The sequence below is a fragment of the Pseudomonas sp. SIMBA_068 genome (assembly GCF_046534705.1).
In the GTDB taxonomy this organism is placed as follows: Bacteria; Pseudomonadota; Gammaproteobacteria; order Pseudomonadales; family Pseudomonadaceae; genus Aquipseudomonas; species Aquipseudomonas putida.
Window position 1 is genome coordinate 1 of record NZ_JAWRYI010000004.1, and the last position, 17,833, is coordinate 17,833.

12 protein-coding genes are annotated in these 17,833 nt (G+C 64.2%); 8 read left to right on the forward strand and 4 right to left on the reverse strand.

Annotation, left to right across the window (positions count from 1 at the left end; all coding sequences use genetic code 11):
- Nucleotides 1-175 precede the first annotated feature (175 nt).
- From recC to SB756_RS11640, 6 genes are all read left to right on the forward strand, one after another.
- The gene (gene recC / locus SB756_RS11615; protein ID WP_410910856.1) at nt 176-3,655 is read left to right on the forward strand and encodes an exodeoxyribonuclease V subunit gamma; all 3,480 of its coding nucleotides are present in this window, start codon (nt 176-178) and stop codon (nt 3,653-3,655) included.
- Nucleotides 3,652-7,326, forward strand: a complete 3,675-nt coding sequence (gene recB, locus SB756_RS11620) for an exodeoxyribonuclease V subunit beta (RefSeq protein WP_410910857.1) — start codon at nt 3,652-3,654, stop codon at nt 7,324-7,326. Before recC ends, recB begins: the two co-directional genes overlap by 4 nt.
- Nucleotides 7,323-9,398 (forward strand): exodeoxyribonuclease V subunit alpha, encoded by a 2,076-nt coding sequence (recD, locus tag SB756_RS11625; RefSeq protein WP_410910858.1) that lies wholly within the window; start codon nt 7,323-7,325, stop codon nt 9,396-9,398. Before recB ends, recD begins: the two co-directional genes overlap by 4 nt.
- Before the next feature lie 198 nt (nt 9,399-9,596).
- Entirely contained in the window at nt 9,597-10,163 is a 567-nt protein-coding gene (locus SB756_RS11630) for a YfiR family protein (RefSeq protein ID WP_016497897.1), read from the forward strand.
- Complete coding sequence (locus SB756_RS11635; RefSeq protein ID WP_016497898.1) at nt 10,160-11,431, forward strand: diguanylate cyclase domain-containing protein; 1,272 nt, start codon at nt 10,160-10,162, stop codon at nt 11,429-11,431. Before SB756_RS11630 ends, SB756_RS11635 begins: the two co-directional genes overlap by 4 nt.
- A gap of 4 nt (nt 11,432-11,435) precedes the next feature.
- Nucleotides 11,436-11,927 (forward strand): OmpA family protein, encoded by a 492-nt coding sequence (locus tag SB756_RS11640; protein WP_410910859.1) that lies wholly within the window; start codon nt 11,436-11,438, stop codon nt 11,925-11,927.
- 142 nt (nt 11,928-12,069) lie between these two features.
- On the opposite strand, the gene SB756_RS11645 is transcribed toward SB756_RS11640, so the two are convergent.
- Entirely contained in the window at nt 12,070-13,020 is a 951-nt protein-coding gene (locus SB756_RS11645; RefSeq protein WP_410910860.1) for a LysR family transcriptional regulator, read from the reverse strand.
- A gap of 132 nt (nt 13,021-13,152) precedes the next feature.
- Here SB756_RS11645 and SB756_RS11650 point away from each other — a divergent pair, with 132 nt between their 5' ends.
- Both SB756_RS11650 and mmsB read left to right on the forward strand, forming a co-directional pair.
- On the forward strand, nt 13,153-14,679 hold the full coding sequence (locus SB756_RS11650) for a CoA-acylating methylmalonate-semialdehyde dehydrogenase (RefSeq protein WP_410910861.1): 1,527 nt from the start codon (nt 13,153-13,155) through the stop codon (nt 14,677-14,679).
- A 9-nt stretch (nt 14,680-14,688) separates the two neighbouring features.
- On the forward strand, nt 14,689-15,576 hold the full coding sequence (gene mmsB / locus SB756_RS11655; RefSeq protein WP_341796796.1) for a 3-hydroxyisobutyrate dehydrogenase: 888 nt from the start codon (nt 14,689-14,691) through the stop codon (nt 15,574-15,576).
- Between the two features lie 230 nt (nt 15,577-15,806).
- On the opposite strand, the gene SB756_RS11660 is transcribed toward mmsB, so the two are convergent.
- The 3 genes from SB756_RS11660 to SB756_RS11670 all read right to left on the reverse strand — a co-directional run bounded on the left by SB756_RS11660 (nt 15,807) and on the right by SB756_RS11670 (nt 17,828).
- A complete protein-coding gene (locus tag SB756_RS11660) occupies nt 15,807-16,151 on the reverse strand; it encodes a cupin domain-containing protein (protein ID WP_003258412.1) in 345 nt (114 codons plus the stop codon).
- Nucleotides 16,152-16,270: 119 nt separating this feature from the next.
- Entirely contained in the window at nt 16,271-17,203 is a 933-nt protein-coding gene (locus SB756_RS11665) for a phosphatidate cytidylyltransferase (protein WP_016489124.1), read from the reverse strand.
- Nucleotide 17,204: 1 nt separating this feature from the next.
- A complete protein-coding gene (locus SB756_RS11670; RefSeq protein ID WP_016497906.1) occupies nt 17,205-17,828 on the reverse strand; it encodes a lysophospholipid acyltransferase family protein in 624 nt (207 codons plus the stop codon).
- Nucleotides 17,829-17,833: the final 5 nt, after the last annotated feature.

Here is a 17,833-nt window from a genome sequence, read left to right on the forward strand (position 1 = left end):
ATGTGAGAGTAGGTCATCGTCAAGATTCATTTCGCAAAACCCCTATCTGCGCATGCAGGTAGGGGTTTTGTCTTTTCCGCCTAGGAAAAGATTTGTCTCCATGCATGCCATGGTCCACGGCATGCCCCGTGATATGGTTCCGCATCGGAATCAACCGCCTCCCAGGGAATGCTCAATGGCTACTACCACTCTCCACCCCGGCTTCATGATCGTCCACGGCAACCGCCTCGACGACCTGCGCAGTCTGGTGGTGAGCTGGATGCGTCGCTACCCCTTGGCGCCGCTGGAAAACGAAATCGCCCTGGTACAAAGCAATGGCATCGCCCAATGGCTCAAGCTCGCCTTGGCCGAAGACCCCCTTGAAGACGACCAGGGTGGTTGTGGCATCGCCGCCGCAATCGATGTGCAACTGCCCGGCAGCTTCATGTGGCAGTTATACCGAAGCGTGTTGGGCCGCGACGAAATTCCTGAAGTTTCCCTGCTCGACAAGGCCCCGCTGACCTGGCGCCTGATGCGCCTGCTGCCGGCCCTGATCGAGCGCCCGCATTTCGAACCGCTGCGGCGCTTCCTTACCGACGACAGCGACCTGCGCAAGCGTTACCAGCTCGCCGAGCGGTTGGCCGACCTGTTTGACCAGTACCAGGTCTACCGCGCTGATTGGCTCAAGGACTGGGCGGCGGGCGAGCACATTCTCAACACCGCCCGCGGCGAGCGCAAAGCGCTGCCCCCAGGCAATCGCTGGCAGGCCGAATTGTGGCGTGCGCTGCTGGATGATGTCGGTGAAGCGGGCATGGCACAGAGCCGCGCCGGGGTGCATCAGCGCTTCATCGAACGTATCAACAGCCTGCAGCAGGCACCGGCCGGGCTGCCACCGCGGGTGATCGTGTTCGGTATCTCTTCGCTACCAGCCCAGGCCCTGGAAGCATTGGCGGGCCTGGCCCGCTTCAGTCAGGTGCTGCTGTGCGTGCACAACCCCTGCCGCCACCACTGGGCCGATATCGTTGCCGACAAGGATTTGCTGCGCCATCAGTACAAGCGCCAGCAGCGCAAGCAGGGCATGCCCCTGCAACTGGACGACCAGTCGCTGCATCAACATGCCCACCCGTTGCTGGCAGCCTGGGGCAAACAAGGCCGCGACTACATCAACCTGCTCGACAGTTATGACGACCCAGGCAGCTACCAGGGTGTGTTCAGCGATGGCCGCATCGACCTGTTCAGTGATGGCTCGCCCACAACGCTGCTAAACCAGTTGCAGGACGACATTCTCGAACTACGCCCGCTCGCCGAAACCCGCGAGCTTTGGCCGGCAGTCGACACGGTGAAAGACCGTTCGGTACGTTTCCACATTGCCCACAGCCCGCAACGCGAAGTGGAGATCCTGCACGACCAGCTGCTGGCCCGCTTCAGCGCCGACCCTACCTTGCGCCCGCGTGACGTGATCGTCATGCTGCCGGCCGTCGACACCTACGCGCCGCATATCCGCGCGGTGTTCGGCCAGTTGCAACGCAATGACCCGCGCTACATTCCGTTCACCCTCACCGACCAGGGCCAGCGCGGTCGCGAGCCTCTGCTGATCGCCCTCGAACACCTGCTGAAGTTGCCGGACAGCCGTTTCGCGGTCAGCGAAGTGCTCGACCTGCTGGACGTACCGGCCGTGCGTGCACGTTTTGGCATTCGCGAAAATGACCTGCCTACCCTGCACCGCTGGATCGAGGGCGCCGGCATTCGCTGGGGGCTCAATGCCGAGCAGCGGGCCAGCTTGGGCTTGCCCGCAGGGCTTGAACAGAACAGCTGGCGTTTCGGCTTGCGGCGCATGCTGCTGGGCTACGCGGTGGGCGTGGGTGAAGCGTGTGATGGCATCGAACCCTACGATGAAATCGGTGGCCTGGACGCGGCATTGATCGGCCCGCTGGCCGCGCTGCTCGACGCGCTCGAAGTGGCCTATCAGGCCTTGTCCGAGCCTGCTACCGTCAGCCAGTGGGGGGAGCGCCTGAATGCCTTGTTGCAAGTGTTCTTCCTCGCGGAGGGCGAGCACGACGAGTTCCTGCTGATGCAATTGCAAGAGCTGCGCGATAGCTGGCTTGAAGTGTGCGAGGCCGTTGACCTGCAAGACCCGCTGCCGCTGACCGTAGTCCGTGAAGCCTGGCTGTCGGGCCTCGACCAAGGCAAGCTGTCGCAACGTTTCCTCGCCGGTTCGGTGAACTTCTGCACCCTCATGCCCATGCGCGCCATCCCGTTTCGCGTGGTCTGCCTGCTGGGCATGAACGATGGCGACTACCCTCGCGCCCAGCAACCGCTGGACTTCGACCTGATGGCCAGCGACTACCGACCCGGTGACCGCTCGCGCCGCGAAGATGACCGCTACCTGCTGCTCGAAGCGCTGCTGTCGGCACGTGACCAGCTGTATATCAGCTGGATCGGGCGCAGTATCCGCGACAACAGCGAACGCCCGGCCTCGGTACTGATCGGCCAGTTGCGCGATCACCTCGCCGCCGGCTGGCATCTGGCCGGCGCAGAGCAAGGGCAGCCCGCACAACCGGGCGAGCAGTTTTTACACGCCCTGACCCAGGAGCACCCGCTGCAACCGTTCAGCTCGCGTTACTTCGAGAAGGGCAGCCCGCTGTTCAGCTTTGCCCACGAATGGCAGGTGCTGCACCGGCAGAGTGAGGAGGATGAGCAGAGCGACTCCGACCTGCCGCCTTACCAGGACGATGAAGCCTTGAGCCTCACCCAACTGAATGACTTTCTGCGCCACCCGGTGCGGCATTTCTTCAGTCAGCGGCTGAAGGTGTATTTCGAAGCGCTGGAAGCGCCAACCCCAGATGAAGAACCGTTCGTTCTCGATACCCTGCAACGCTACGGCGCCAGCGAAAGCCTGCTGGGTGCGGCGCTGTCCGAGCCGGACAATGCGGAGCAAGCCTTGAAGGCACAGGCCCGACGTCTGCAGGCCTGTGGCTTGCTGCCGCTGGCCGGCTTTGGCGAGTTGCTGCAAAGCGAGTTGATCGAACCTCTACCAGATTTGCTGCAACGCCACCGCCAGTTGTTGCAACGCTGGCCCCAGTTGGTCGAGGGCGCGTTGCCGGTGCATTTCGAGCACGGCCAACATCGGCTCGAAGGCTGGCTGGGCCGTGTGTTCCAGGCGGATGACAAGAGCCTGCTGAGCATCACCACCGTGCCTAACACCATCAGCGCCGGGCGCAACAACCTCAAGTGGCACCGCCTGATTGCGCCCTGGGTTACGCACCTGGCGGCCTGCGCGGCGGGCTACCACTACAACAGTGCCTTGGTGGCCAGTGACCTGACTTTGTTGCTCGCACCGCTGCCGCAAGACCAGGCCGCCCAACTGCTTGGCGACCTGTTGGTGGCCCGCCAGGCGGCGATGAACGCGCCGCTGCCGGTTGCAGCCAAGACCGCGTTCGCCTGGCTGGCCCAGGACGATGCCGACAAAGCCCTGGCCACAGCTGCCCGTGCCTATGAGGGCGACGAGCGCACCAGTTTCGGTGAGCGCAATGAAAGCATCGCCCTGGCCCGACAGTACCGCGACTTCGCCGCACTCACCGCTGACGAAACCTTTGAAGGCTGGTGCGAAACCTTGTACCGCCCATTGTTCACCGCCCCTTGGCAGACCCTGGGCAACCCGGAGAAAGGCGCATGACCCAGGACCGTCCTCTGGCACTGAGTTTCCCCCTGCACGGCAGCCAGCTGATTGAGGCCAGCGCCGGTACGGGCAAGACCTTTACCATTTCGGCGCTGTACCTGCGCCTGATCCTCGGCCACGGAGGTGAGCAGGGTTTTGGTCGCGAGCTGCTGCCACCGCAGATCCTCGTGGTGACCTTCACCGACGCAGCCACCAAGGAACTGCGCGAACGTATCCGCGCCCGTCTGGCAGAGGCTGCACGGTTCTTCCGTGGCGAACTGGAACGCGCAGACCCGCTGCTGCATCAGCTGCGTGACGATTATCCGCAAGAGGCCTGGCCGCGTTGTGCAGGCCGCCTGGAAATCGCCGTGCAGTGGATGGACGAGGCTGCGGTATCGACCATTCACGGCTGGTGCCAGCGCATGCTGCGCGAGCATGCCTTCGACAGCGGCAGCTTGTTCACCCAGACCCTGGAAACCGACCACAGTGAACTGCTCGGCCAAGTCATGCGTGATTACTGGCGGCGCTTCTGCTATGGCATGCAAGGTGACGCACTGGTCTGGGTGCGTGGCAACTGGGGCAGCCCCGATGCCTTGCTGCCGCGCATTCGCCCACTGTTCGGCCGCGTGCGCGCCCATCAGGACGGGCCAGAGCCCGCAGCCCTGATCCAGGCATCGCTGCAACAACGTGGCGAACAGTTGGCCCGGCTCAAGGCGCCGTGGGCGCAGTGGGCCGACGAACTGCGGCAAATCTGCCGCGATGCGCTGGCCGCCAAGCAGGTCGATGGCCGCAAGATGCAGGCCCGTTACTTCGAGCCCTGGTTCGACAAGCTCTGTGCCTGGGCCGGCGACGAGCAACTCGTGGAGCTCGACCTGGGTACCGGTTTCACCCGCCTGACGCCAGACGGCATGGCCGAAGCCTGGAAGGGCGAGCCACCCGAGCACCCGGCCCTCAACGCGATGCAGACACTGCAGCAACAATTGCAGGCCCTGGACAGCCCGGAGGCGCCCTTGCTCGAGCATGCCGCCAACTGGGTATCGGCGCGGTTCGAAATCGAGAAGCGCCGGCGTGCGGAAATGGGCTTCGACGACATGCTCGTGCGCCTGCAGCACGCCTTGGCCAGCGAGGCCGGTGAACGCCTGGCCGGGCTGATCCGCGAGCAGTTCCCGGTAGCACTGATCGACGAATTCCAGGACACCGACCCGGTGCAGTACGGCATTTTCGAGCGTATCTACCAGATCAGCGAAAACCGCGCAGAAACCGGCCTGTTCATGATCGGTGACCCCAAGCAGGCGATCTACGCCTTCCGCGGTGCCGACATCTACACCTACCTCGCTGCACGGCGCGCCACCAGCGGCCGGTTGCATAGCCTGGATACCAACTACCGCTCCAGCAAGGCCATGGTCGCGGCGGTCAATCAGGTATTCCTGCAGGCCGAGGCGCGTGATGCGGGGCGCGGGGCATTCCTGTTCCGCGAGCCCGATGACAACCCGCTGCCGTTCATCGAAGTCCGCGCCAAGGGCCGTGGCGAACAGCTGCTGATTGACGGGGAAGCCAGCGCAGCCCTGCAATGCTGGCAGCTGGCAAGCGAAGAGCCAGTCTCCAGCAGTGTCTACCGCCAGCAGCTGGCGGCCAGCTGCGCCAGCCATATCGTCGCCTTGCTCAATGGCGGTCAGCAGGGCACAGCGGGCTTCCAGAATGGCGAAGGCGAACTGCGCCCGTGCCTGCCCTCGGACATCGCCATCCTGGTGCGTGACGGCCATGAAGCGCAGATGGTCCGTGCCGAGCTGGCCGCACGCGATGTGCGCAGTGTGTACCTGTCCGACAAGGACTCGGTGTTTTCCGCCCAGGAAGCCCACGACCTGCTGGCCTGGCTCAAGGCCTGCGCCGAGCCAGACTCGGAGCGCCTGCTCAAGGCCGCACTGGCCAGCCTGACACTGGGCCTGTCGCTGGCCGCGCTGGACCGGCTGAACCAGGACGAACGGGTCTGGGAAGGTTGGGTCATGCGTTTTCGCCATTATCGCGATACCTGGCAACGCCAAGGTGTACTGCCCATGCTGCGGCTCCTGCTGCACGACTTCCAACTGCCGCGCACGCTGATCCGTCGCAGTGACGGCGAACGTGTGCTGACCAACCTGCTGCACCTGGCCGAACTGCTGCAGCAGGCGGCGGGTGAGCTGGACGGTGAACAGGCGCTGATCCGCCACCTGGCCGAGCACCTGGCCAGTTCCGGGCAGGCCGGTGAAGAGCAGATCCTGCGCCTGGAGAGCGACGAACAGCTGGTCAAGGTGGTGACCATCCACAAGTCCAAGGGCCTGGAGTATCCCCTGGTTTACCTGCCGTTCATCTGCACCAGCAAACCGGTGGACGGCAGCCGCCTGCCGTTGGCCTGGCATGACAGCCACGGCGACGCCCACCTCACCCTGACCCCGGACCAGGCGCAGATCGAGCGGGCCGACGACGAGCGCCTGGCCGAAGACCTGCGTCTGCTCTACGTGGCCCTGACCCGTGCCCAGCATGCTTGCTGGCTGGGTGTTGCCGACTTGAAGCGCGGCAATCAAAAGAGTTCACAACTGCACCGCTCGGCACTTGGCTATCTGTTGGGTGGTGGCCTTGCCCTGGCAGGCTCGCAGCAGCTTACCCAGTGGTTGCAGGCGCTGGCGGCGACATGCCCGCACATCGCTTGCCCTGGCCTGCCGCCGGCAGATGAGCAGGTATATCGCATGCCCCATGCCGACCGTGAGCTGCTGCCCGCACGCAAGCCGCGCCGCGCAGCGGCCGAGCATTGGTGGATCGCTTCGTACAGCGCCCTGCGTATCGGCGATCAGGCGCTGGTTGCCGACAGTTCGCAGGCCCAGCAACTGCTGGATGACGAAGTGGTCGATGCCCAGGTACTGCGCGATGTGCCGGCCGACAGTGGCGACATTCACCGCTTCCCGCGGGGGCCGAACCCCGGCACCTTCCTGCATGGCTTGCTGGAATGGGCGGGGCGCGAGGGCTTCAGCCAGGTCAGCAGTGACCCGCAGTTGATCGAGCGCACCGTTGGCCAGCGCTGCAACCGCCGCGACTGGACCGGCTGGATCCCCACCCTCAGCCAGTGGATGCGACGCCTGCTGGGCGAGGCGCTCCCGTTGCCGGGCAGCGACCAGGGCGTGACGCTGGGGCAGTTGTGTCATTACCAGATCGAAATGGAGTTCTGGTTCGCGAGCCACCAGGTCGACGCCGAACAACTCGACCGCCTGGTGGCACGCCACACCCATCCGGGCCTGGCACGCCCGGCGGCGCAGCCGACCGTGCTCAACGGCATGTTCAAAGGTTTCATCGACCTGGCGTTCGAGCTGGACGGGCGGTACTACGTCACCGACTACAAGTCCAACTGGCTGGGCCCGGACATCCAGGCCTACGACGCCATGGCCATGGAAAAGGCCATTATCGAGCACCGCTACGACCTGCAGTACGTGCTGTACCTGCTGGCCCTGCACCGCCAGTTGCGCGCTCGCCTGCCGGACTACGATTACGACCGCCATGTCGGCGGCGCCCTGTTCATCTTCCTGCGCGGCGCGAGCAGCAGCGGCCACGGCGTGTACCACACCAAGCCACCGCGCGAGCTGATCGAAAGCCTTGATGCGCTGTTCCGTGGCGAGCACCCACCGGCACAGCAGGACCTGTTTGCCGGAGCCGAGATATGAGCCGAAACCTGGTTGACCTGTTGCCCACCCCGTTGCACGCCGAGCACTTGCTGGCGCTGGCGCCGCAGCATGACAGCGGTGACCTGCTGCAACTGCTCGACCGCTGGGTAGAGCGGGGCTGGCTGCGGGCCCTGGACCGTGCGTTCGTGTCGTTCCTCGAAGAGCGCGCCCCCGGCAGTGATCCCTTGCTGTTGCTGGCGGCAGCATTGGCCAGCCACCAACTGGGCCACGGCCATGTCTGCCTCGACCTGCAGCAAACCCTGGCCGAGCCCGACTTCGCCCTGTCGCTGCCGCCTGAAGGCGATGCCCTGATCGGGCCCTTGCTGCTGCCGTCGCAGTTGCTGGCCAACCTCGATCTGAATGCCTGGCGCCAGCGCATCGCCGCCAGCTCGCTGGTGGCCGCTGGCGATACCCCGGGCCAACAAGCCCGGCCACTGGTACTCAGCGGTGAGCGCTTGTACCTGCGCCGTTACTGGAGCTACGAGCGGCGTATCGACCATACCTTGCGTCAGCGCCTGACCCAGGCCGAAGCACCGCTGCCCGACCTGTCAGATCGCCTGGCACAGCTGTTCGAGGGCGGTGCACCAGATGGCCAGGTGGACTGGCAGAAGCTCGCCTGTGCGCTGGCCACCCGTGCCGGTTTCAGCATCATCACGGGTGGCCCCGGCACGGGTAAAACCACCACCGTGGTGCGCCTGCTGGCCTTGCTGCAAGGGCCGGCAGTGGAGCAGGGCAGGCCGCTGCGCATCCGTCTGGCCGCGCCGACGGGCAAGGCCGCTGCGCGCCTGACCGAATCCATTGGCCAGCAAGTCGAGCGCCTGCAAGTCAGTGCCGAAGTACGCGGGCAAATCCCCACTGACGTCAGCACCGTGCACCGCCTGCTCGGCAGCCGCCCCGGTTCCCGGCACTTCCGCCATCACGCCGGCAACCCGCTGCCGCTGGACGTGCTGGTGGTCGACGAAGCATCGATGATCGACCTGGAAATGATGGCCAACCTGCTCGACGCCTTGCCACCCCGGGCGCGTCTGGTGCTGCTGGGCGACAAGGACCAGTTGGCCTCGGTCGAGGCCGGTGCGGTACTGGGCGACCTGTGCCGGGATGCCGAAGAGGGTTATTACTCGCCAGCGACCGCAGCGTGGCTGGAGCAGATCAGTGGCGAGTCGCTGGCCGCCAGCGGCCTCAAGGCCGGTGATGAGCAGCGCAATCCGCTGGCCCAGCAATTGGTGATGCTGCGCTTCTCGCGGCGCTTCGGCGAAGGCAGCGGCATTGGCCAGCTGGCGCGGCTGGTCAATCGCCAGGATTCCCACGCGGCGCGCAACCTGCTGGCCAAGCCGCCGGCCGACGTGCACAGCCTTGCCCTCAAGCACGAGCAGGACCGTGCTTTCGACCGCCTGCTACTCGACGGCCTGAACCGCGGTGCCGAAGGCCCGCAGGGCTATCGCAGCTACCTGCGCACCCTTGGCCGCTACCGGCCTGCACTGGAAACCGCCTTTGATGACCCCGCGTGGGAACAATGGGCGGGCAAGGTGCTGCACAGCTTTGAAGACTTCCAGTTGCTATGCGCGGTGCGCCGGGGTGCCTGGGGTGTCGAAGGCCTCAACGAACGGGTGGCCCGGGTGCTTCACAATGCCGGCCTGATCGACAGCCAGCAGCCCTGGTACGAAGGGCGCCCGGTGCTGGTGACCCGCAACGACTACGGCCTGGGCCTGATGAACGGTGATATCGGCATTGCCTTGCGCCTGCCGGACGAGCGCGGTGAGCCGCTGCTGCGGGTGGCCTTCCCGCGGAACGACGGCAGTGGTGGTGTGCGTTTCGTCTTGCCCAGCCGGCTCAATGAAGTGGAAACGGTTTTTGCCATGACCGTGCACAAGTCCCAGGGCTCGGAGTTCAGCCACACGGCCCTGGTGCTGCCAGATGCGCTCAACCCGGTGCTGACCAAGGAGCTGGTATACACCGGCATCACCCGGGCCAAGCACTGCTTCAGCCTGGTCGAGCCACGCCAGGGCATTTTCGAAGAAGCGGTGGCGCGCAAGGTGCGGCGTATTTCCGGGTTGATGCTGGAACAGGTGTAAGACCGCGAGGCCCAATCGCCGGCAAGCCAGCCCCCACAGGGATTCCACAGCCTTTGAAAGCTGTGCTGCACCTGTGGGAGCTGGCTTGCCGGCGATTGAGCCATCAACCCCGATACATGAAGCAGCTCATTCCTACAACGATGCGGCCATGTGCTATCTTTGCGCCGATAGTGGTAAGGACTTTAAGAGATTTCCCACATGAATGTGGCCGCAAGGCGAGTGACAAGCTGTGCGCTTTCGCTATTGCTGGCCGTCCTGTTCCTTTCTGCAGGCCCCGCCCAGGCAGAAACCGCCACAACCGCCGCCCAGGTGCAGCAACGCGCCAAGGCCGTCACCCAAGTGGTACTCGGCATCTTCAGTTACGCCCGCTGGCCTGTCGAACCTTCACCCTTGCGCTTGTGCCTGGTCGGCCCGACCGAATACGCCGATGACCTGATCAAAGGCCATGTGCAGGAGTCCGGCCGCCCGCTGCAGGTGCGGCGCCTGCTGGCAGAAGACACTCAGGTCGCCCAAGCCTGCGATGCCATCTACATCGGCAAACTCGACCAGGGCCAGCGTGACCGACTGTTCGAGCGCGTCAGCGGCCACCCGGTATTGAGCATCAGCGAAGCGAACGACCCGTGTACGGTTGGCAGCCTGTTCTGCCTGCGGGTCAGCGACCAGCAGGTGGCCTTTGACGTCAACCTCGACTCGGTGGCGCGTTCCGGCGTACGCATCCACCCCAGTGTGCTGCAGTTGTCGCGGCGCCGGGCGGTGCAGCCATGAAGCCGACCCGCAAGCAGGGCGTGCGCCCGACCCTGCGCTCGGTGCTGGGCCGTGGCCACCTCAGCGTTGCCTTGCTCGCCGTGGGCCTGGCCGGTATTTCACTCACGCTGCTGGGCGTGCTCGCCCTGCGCGTCTACGCCAATCACAACCTGCACCTGATCGCCCGGTCGATCAACTACACCGTGGAAGCGGCGGTGGTATTCGATGACAGTGCTGCGGCCAATGAATCGCTGGCGCTGATCGCCAGTCGCGAGGAGGTGGCCGAGGCCAAGGTCTTCAACGACGAAGGCGAGCTGCTGGCGCACTGGCAACGCGCCGATACTGGCATGCTTGCCAAGCTTGAAGTGCAGGTTGCCACCGCGTTGCTGGATGAGCCGGTGAACCTGCCGATCCTGCACCAGCAACAGCAGGTCGGGCACATCGAACTGGTCGGCCAGGGCCGTAGCCTGTTGCTGTTCCTGCTGAGCGGCTTGGCCGGCATCCTGTTCTGCACAATACTCAGTGCCTTGGCGGCGCAATACCTGTCGCGGCGACTGCTCAGCGATATCGTCCGCCCGCTGCGTGGCCTGGCCAGCGTCGCCCACGCCGCCCGCCGCGAGCGCAGTTTCGACCGGCGCGTGCCGGAAGCACCGATTGCCGAACTCAACGAACTGGGCAACGACTTCAATGCCCTGCTCGACGAACTGGAGGTATGGCACAGCCACCTGCAGAACGAAAACCAGACCCTGGCCCACCAGGCCAGCCACGACAGCCTGACCGGCCTGCCCAACCGCGCCTTCTTCGAAGGGCGCCTGAACCGCAGCGTGCGAAACGCTGCGCGGCAGCAAGACCACCTGGCGCTGCTGTTCCTCGACAGCGACCACTTCAAGCAGATCAACGACACCCTCGGCCATGCCGTGGGTGACGAAGTACTGATCAGCGTGGCCGACCGCGTGCGTGCCCAACTGCGTGAGCACGACCTGGTGGCACGCCTGGGCGGTGATGAGTTCGCGGTACTGCTCACACCTTTGCAGTCGCGCGAGGACGCCGAGCTCATTGCCGAGAAGATTGTTGCCAGCATGAAGCTGCCCGTGCAGCTGGACAGTGGCCGCAGTATCGCCACCTCACTGAGTGTCGGTATTGCCTATTACCCGGATGACGGCGCTGACCCCGCCAGTCTTCTCAATGCCGCCGATGCGGCGATGTACCAGGCCAAGCGCAAACGCCGTGGCCATTGGCAAGTGGCGCAGACGGAACGGTCCGCCAATGAAATCAAAAACAGGAGTTGAACCCGTGATACACGCTTTGCGTTTCCCCCTTTGGGCGTTGTTGCTCGCCGTGCTGGCGCTGACCGGTTGCCAGAGCCCCCCCCAAAAAGGCCTGACCCCCGAACAGATCGCCGTGCTCAAGCGTGAAGGCTTTACCCCCACCGATGAAGGCTGGGCCTACGATTTGTCCGGCAAAGTGCTGTTCGGTAGCGATCTGGATGGCCTCAACGGCCAGAGCCAGGCAATTGTCGAGCGCATTGGCAAGGCGCTGCTTGGCGTTGGCATCCAGGGCGTGCGGGTGGACGGCCATGCCGATTCGTCGGGCAAAGCGGCGTACAACCAGCAGTTGTCCGAGCGCCGTGCGCAGAGCGTGACCAGGGCGCTGGTCGGGGTTGGCATGCAGGCGCAGAACATCCAAAGCCGCGGCCTGGGCAGCACACAACCGGTGGCGGACAACCGCACCAGTGCGGGGCGCACCGAGAACCGTCGGGTGTCGATAGTGGTGGCGTCCTACTGACCGCTGTCCGCTGAGCTATCACATTTCTCTGTAGGATCAGCCTTGTGCTGCGAAGAGGCCAGACCAGGCACAGCAGTTGTATTGCCATGACTGGCCCCTCCGCAGCACAAGGCTGATCCTGCAAAGGAGCTACGCAGCACCATCACTCCTGAGCAAAGCGCATGTCGCGGGTTTCCCCCATCAACAACGGTGCATTCGCCTCGGTCACCCCACGGATGTAATCCCACAGCAAGGTAATGCGTTTCAACTTGCGCAAGTCCTCCCGGCAGTACATCCAGAACTGCCGCGTCACCTCGATCTCCTCGGGCAGCACCGTCACCAGCCGCGGGTCTTGCGCCGCAAGGAAGCACGGCAGTATCGCCAGCCCACGCCCCTGCAACGCGGCGGTGTACTGCGCAATCACACTGGTACTGCGCAAGTGCGCGCTGGCACCGGGAATCAGGTTGGCCAGGTACAAAAGCTCCGAACTGAACGCCAGGTCATCCACGTAACTGATGAACGGGTGTTTGGCCAAGTCCGCTACCTGGCGGATCGGCGCATGGCTGTCCAGGTAATCCTGGGTCGCATACAGCCGCAAGCGGTAATCGCACAGCTTGCAGCACACATAAGGCCCATGCTCCGGCCGCTCCAGGGCAATGACGATGTCCGCCTCGCGCTTGGACAGGCTGATGAAGTGCGGCAGTGGCAGGATATCCACAGAAATCGCCGGGTAGGCATCAACGAAGTGGCTTAGCTGTGGCGTGATGAAAAAGCTGCCGAAGCCCTCGGTGCAGCCCATGCGTACATGCCCCGACAACGCCACGCCCGACCCGGACACCTGCTCGCACGCCATGTGCAGCGTGCTTTCGATCGACTCGGCATAACCGAGCAAGCGCTGGCCCTCGGCGGTGAGGACAAAGCCGTTGGTCCGCGACTTTTCGAACAGCAACGTGCCCAGCGCCCCCTCCAGCGAGCTGATGCGCCGCGACACCGTGGTGTAGTCCACGCTCAGGCGTTTGGCGGCGCTGCTGGCCTTGCGGGTGCGGGCCACTTCAAGGAAAAACTTCAGGTCGTCCCAGTTGAGCGCGCTCAGGGATGTGAGGTCTTTTTGCATGATGATCCGGTTTTTTTGTGCGTTCTTGTTGGATGTTTGCACATCTATACTCGAAATAAGCCTCAGGACGCCACCTCGCGTTTGCTTGGCGCTGGCGATCTCGTCCCGACAATAATTCCAAGGAGAACGCAGATGAACGCACCGCAGTCCCCTAACAGCACCAAGGTCGAGCAGGTGAAGCTGCTGATCAACGGCCAGTGGGTCGAATCGAAAACTACCGAGTGGCGCGACATCGTCAACCCGGCCACCCAAGAGGTGCTGGCGCGCGTGCCGTTCGCCACCGTCGAGGAAGTCGGCGCTGCCGTGGCTGCTGCCCACAGCGCTTTCCAGACCTGGCGCAACACCCCGATTGGCGCGCGCATGCGCATCATGCTCAAGCTGCAGGCGCTGATCCGCGAACACACCAAACGCATTGCCCAGGTGCTCAGCGCCGAGCAGGGCAAAACCCTGGCCGATGCCGAAGGCGATATCTTCCGCGGCCTGGAGGTGGTCGAACACGCCGCGTCCATTGGTACCCTGCAGATGGGCGAGTTCGCCGAGAACGTCGCCGGCGGTGTCGATACCTACACCCTGCGCCAGCCAATCGGCGTATGCGCCGGTATCACTCCGTTCAACTTCCCGGCCATGATCCCGCTGTGGATGTTCCCCATGGCCATCGTCTGCGGCAACACTTTCGTGCTCAAACCTTCCGAGCAGGATCCGCTGTCGACCATGCTGCTGGTCGAGCTGGCGCTGGAAGCCGGCGTACCGGCAGGCGTGCTCAACGTGGTGCACGGTGGCAAGCAAGTGGTGGATGCCATCTGCACGCATCAGGACATCAAGGCAATTTCCTTCGTCGGTTCTACCGAAGTCGGCACCCATGTGTACAACCTCGGCAGCCAGCACGGCAAGCGCGTGCAGTCGATGATGGGCGCCAAGAACCACGCGGTAGTGCTGCCCGATGCCAACCGCACGCAAACCGTCAACGCCCTGGTCGGTGCCGCCTTCGGCGCGGCGGGCCAGCGCTGCATGGCCACCTCGGTGGCGGTGCTGGTGGGCAAGGCCCGTGAGTGGCTGCCCGACATCAAGGACGCGGCGAGCAAGCTCAAGGTCAATGCCGGCTGCGAACCGGGCACCGACGTTGGCCCGGTGGTTTCCAAACGCGCCAAGGAGCGTGTGCTGGGCCTGATCGAAAGCGGCATCAAGGAAGGCGCCAAGCTGGAACTCGACGGCCGCGAGGTCACGGTGCCGGGCTACGAGCAAGGCAACTTCGTTGGCCCAACCCTGTTCTCGGGCGTGAAGACCGACATGCAGGTGTATACCCAGGAAATCTTCGGCCCGGTGCTGGTCACCCTGGAGGTCGATACCCTCGACGAGGCCATCGCCTTGGTCAACGCCAACCCGTTCGGTAACGGCACCGGCCTGTTCACCCAGAGCGGCGCGGCAGCGCGCAAGTTCCAGAGCGAAATCGATATCGGCCAGGTTGGCATCAACATCCCGATCCCGGTACCGGTACCGTTCTTCAGCTTCACCGGCTCCCGTGGCTCCAAGCTCGGCGACCTCGGCCCGTACGGCAAGCAAGTGGTGCAGTTCTACACTCAGACCAAGACCGTTACCGCCCGCTGGTTTGATGACGACAGCATCAATGACGGTGTGAACACCACCATCAGCCTGCGCTAAGGAGAAGTCATGCGTATCGCATTCATCGGCCTCGGCAACATGGGCGCGCCCATGGCCCGCAACCTGATCAAGGCCGGGCACCAACTGAACCTGTTCGACCTCAACAAGGCCGTGCTGGCCGAGCTGGCAGAACTGGGTGGGCAGATCAGCCCGTCGCCCAAGGACGCGGCGGCCAACAGCGACCTGGTGATCACAATGCTGCCAGCTGCGGCCCATGTGCGCAGCGTGTACCTGAACGAAGATGGCGTGCTGGCCGGTATTCGTGCCGGTACGCCTACCGTGGACTGCAGCACCATCGACCCGCAGACCGCCCGTGATGTGTCCAAGGCGGCAGCGGCCAAAGGCGTGGACCTGGGCGACGCGCCGGTGTCCGGTGGCACTGGCGGCGCGGCGGCGGGCACCCTGACCTTCATGGTCGGTGCCAGCGCCGAGCTGTTCGCCACGCTCAAGCCGGTACTGGAGCAGATGGGCCGCAACATCGTGCATTGCGGTGAAGTTGGTACCGGGCAGATCGCCAAGATCTGCAACAACCTGCTGCTGGGTATTTCGATGATCGGCGTGTCCGAGGCCATGGCCCTGGGCAACGCGCTGGGCATCGACACCAAGGTGCTGGCCGGCATTATCAACAGCTCGACCGGGCGTTGCTGGAGTTCGGACACCTACAACCCGTGGCCGGGCATTATCGAAACGGCACCGGCATCGCGTGGCTATACCGGCGGCTTTGGCGCCGACCTGATGCTCAAGGATTTGGGGCTGGCCACTGAAGCGGCACGCCAGGCTCACCAACCGGTGATCCTCGGCGCCGTGGCCCAGCAGCTGTATCAGGCCATGAGCCTGCGTGGCGAGGGAGGCAAGGACTTCTCGGCCATCGTCGAGGGTTATCGCAAGAAAGATTGACGCAAGAGGTGGGCTTCATCGCGGGCCAGGCGGCCTTCCCTCTGTAACTGCGCACCAGAGGGAAGGGCACCTGCCCCGCGATTTTTTTTGCCCGTACTTCAGGCTAGAGATTTGCAGGAGCAGCCTTGTGCTGCGAAGAGGCCAGCCAAGACAACACAACTGCTGTGTCTGAACTGGCCTCTTCGCAGCACAAGGCTGCTCCTACACAGGGCTATGTGTAGCTTCAGGGATCAGGCGAAGACGAAATACTTGCGCACGGTCTCGACCACTTCCCAGGTGCCTTTCATCCCGGGCTCGATCACGAACACGTCACCGGCTTTCAGGTGCTTCGGCTCTTCGCCTTCCGGCGTGATGATGCAGTAGCCATCGAGGAAGTGGCAGAACTCCCACTTCTCGTAGTTGACCTCGAACTTGCCCGGGGTGCAGATCCAGGTGCCCATGATCTTGCTGCCGTCGGCCGACAGGTAGGCATTGAGGTTGACGGTGTGCGGATCGCCGCCGATGCGCTTCCACTTGGTGGCGTCCACGACCGGCGTCGGGCAGGTTTCGCGCAGGACGGTGATGAAATCGGACATGGGACAACTCCTGGTGACTGGCTGAATGACTGGTCACCATAGGGCCATCGGCCGAGCCGCAGTTGCCTGGGCTCGACGTCCAGCTGTCTGCTCGCGCTATGCCAGACGTTTGATATTGGCTACGCCCACCAGTACCGCACAAAGTGGAAGAACACCGGCGCGGCAAAGCACACCGAGTCCATGCGATCGAGCATGCCGCCGTGGCCTTCGATCATGTGGCCCCAGTCCTTCACCCCGCGGTCGCGCTTGATCGCCGACATCACCAGCCCGCCGAAGAAGCCCATGGCGTTGACCGCCAACGCCATCAGCGCGGCCTGCCAGAAGGTGAACGGGGTGATCCAGCACAACAGGGCGCCGATCAGGGTGGCCAGTGCCACGCCGCCGGCCAACCCTTCTACGGTCTTGGACGGTGACAGGTTGGGGGCCACCTTGTGCTTGCCAAACAGCTTGCCGCACACGTATTGCAGCACGTCGCTGATCTGCACCACCAGGATCAGCCAGGCGATCAGCAGCAGGTTCCGCCCCTCGTAGCCGGGGATGTCCAGGGTCATCAAGGCGGGCACCGACGATACGCAGTACACCGCGATCATCAGCCCCCACTGCACCTTTGACGCACGTTCGAGAAAACGCGTGGTATCGCCGCCGAAGCTGGCCAAAATCGGCAGCAGCAGGAACAGGTACACCGGGATGAAGATGCTGAACAGGCCGTACCAGTCCATGGCGATCAGCACGTACTGTACCGGTAGTGCCACATAAAACGCTGCCACCAGCGCCGGGTAGTCGCTGCGCCGGGTCGGGGTGAGGGTCATGAATTCGCGCAGGGCATAGAACGACACGCCATAGAACAGCACGATCACGCCGTATTTACCGAAGAGGAAGGCGATGCCGATCACCAGCACCATCACCCACCAGGCGTTGATGCGGGCGTTGAGGTTGTCGATCACCGCGTGTGGCGCGGGGCCGGCGCGCCACTTCAGCAGGCGGCCGGTCACGCTGGCGAGCAGCAGCAGGGCGCCGATGCCGGCGAACAGGGAAAGGGTGTTGTCGTCCATGTCAGGCATCCTTCGGGGCCAGGGTCAGCAGGGCCTGGCTGGCCCGCTCGAGAAAGGCCTGCTTGCTTTCGTCAGCGTGCAGGTGCAGCGGTTCGCCAAAGCTCAGTGTGCACAGCAACGGCAGGGGCAGGGCGCGGCCTTTGGGCATCACCCGGTTGAGATTGGCGATCCATACCGGTACCAGCTCGACGTCGGGGTTGGCCGCGGCCAGGTGGTACAACCCGCTTCTGAACGGCATCAGTGGCTCGTCGCCCAGGTTACGCGTGCCTTCCGGGAAGAAGATCAGCGAGTCGCCTTGAGCCACGGCTTCAAGGATCGGCTGTAGCGGGCTGCCCTGGCCTTCGCTGCGTTGGCGGTCGATCAATACGCCGTTGAACACCTTGCGAATGAGAAAATCGCGGATGCCCGGCTTGGCCCAGTAGTCCGCGCCGGCCACCGGACGGGTGCGTTTGCGCAAGGGCTGCGGCAGTGAAGCCCACAGCAGCACGAAGTCACCGTGGCTGCTGTGGTTGGCGAAGTACAGGCGCTGCACTGGCAGCGGCGTGCAACCCAGCCACAGGGCGCGGGCACCCGTGATCAGACGGGCGGCGGAGGTGATGAGGTAGGCGGTCAGGTTGGCGAGCATGGATC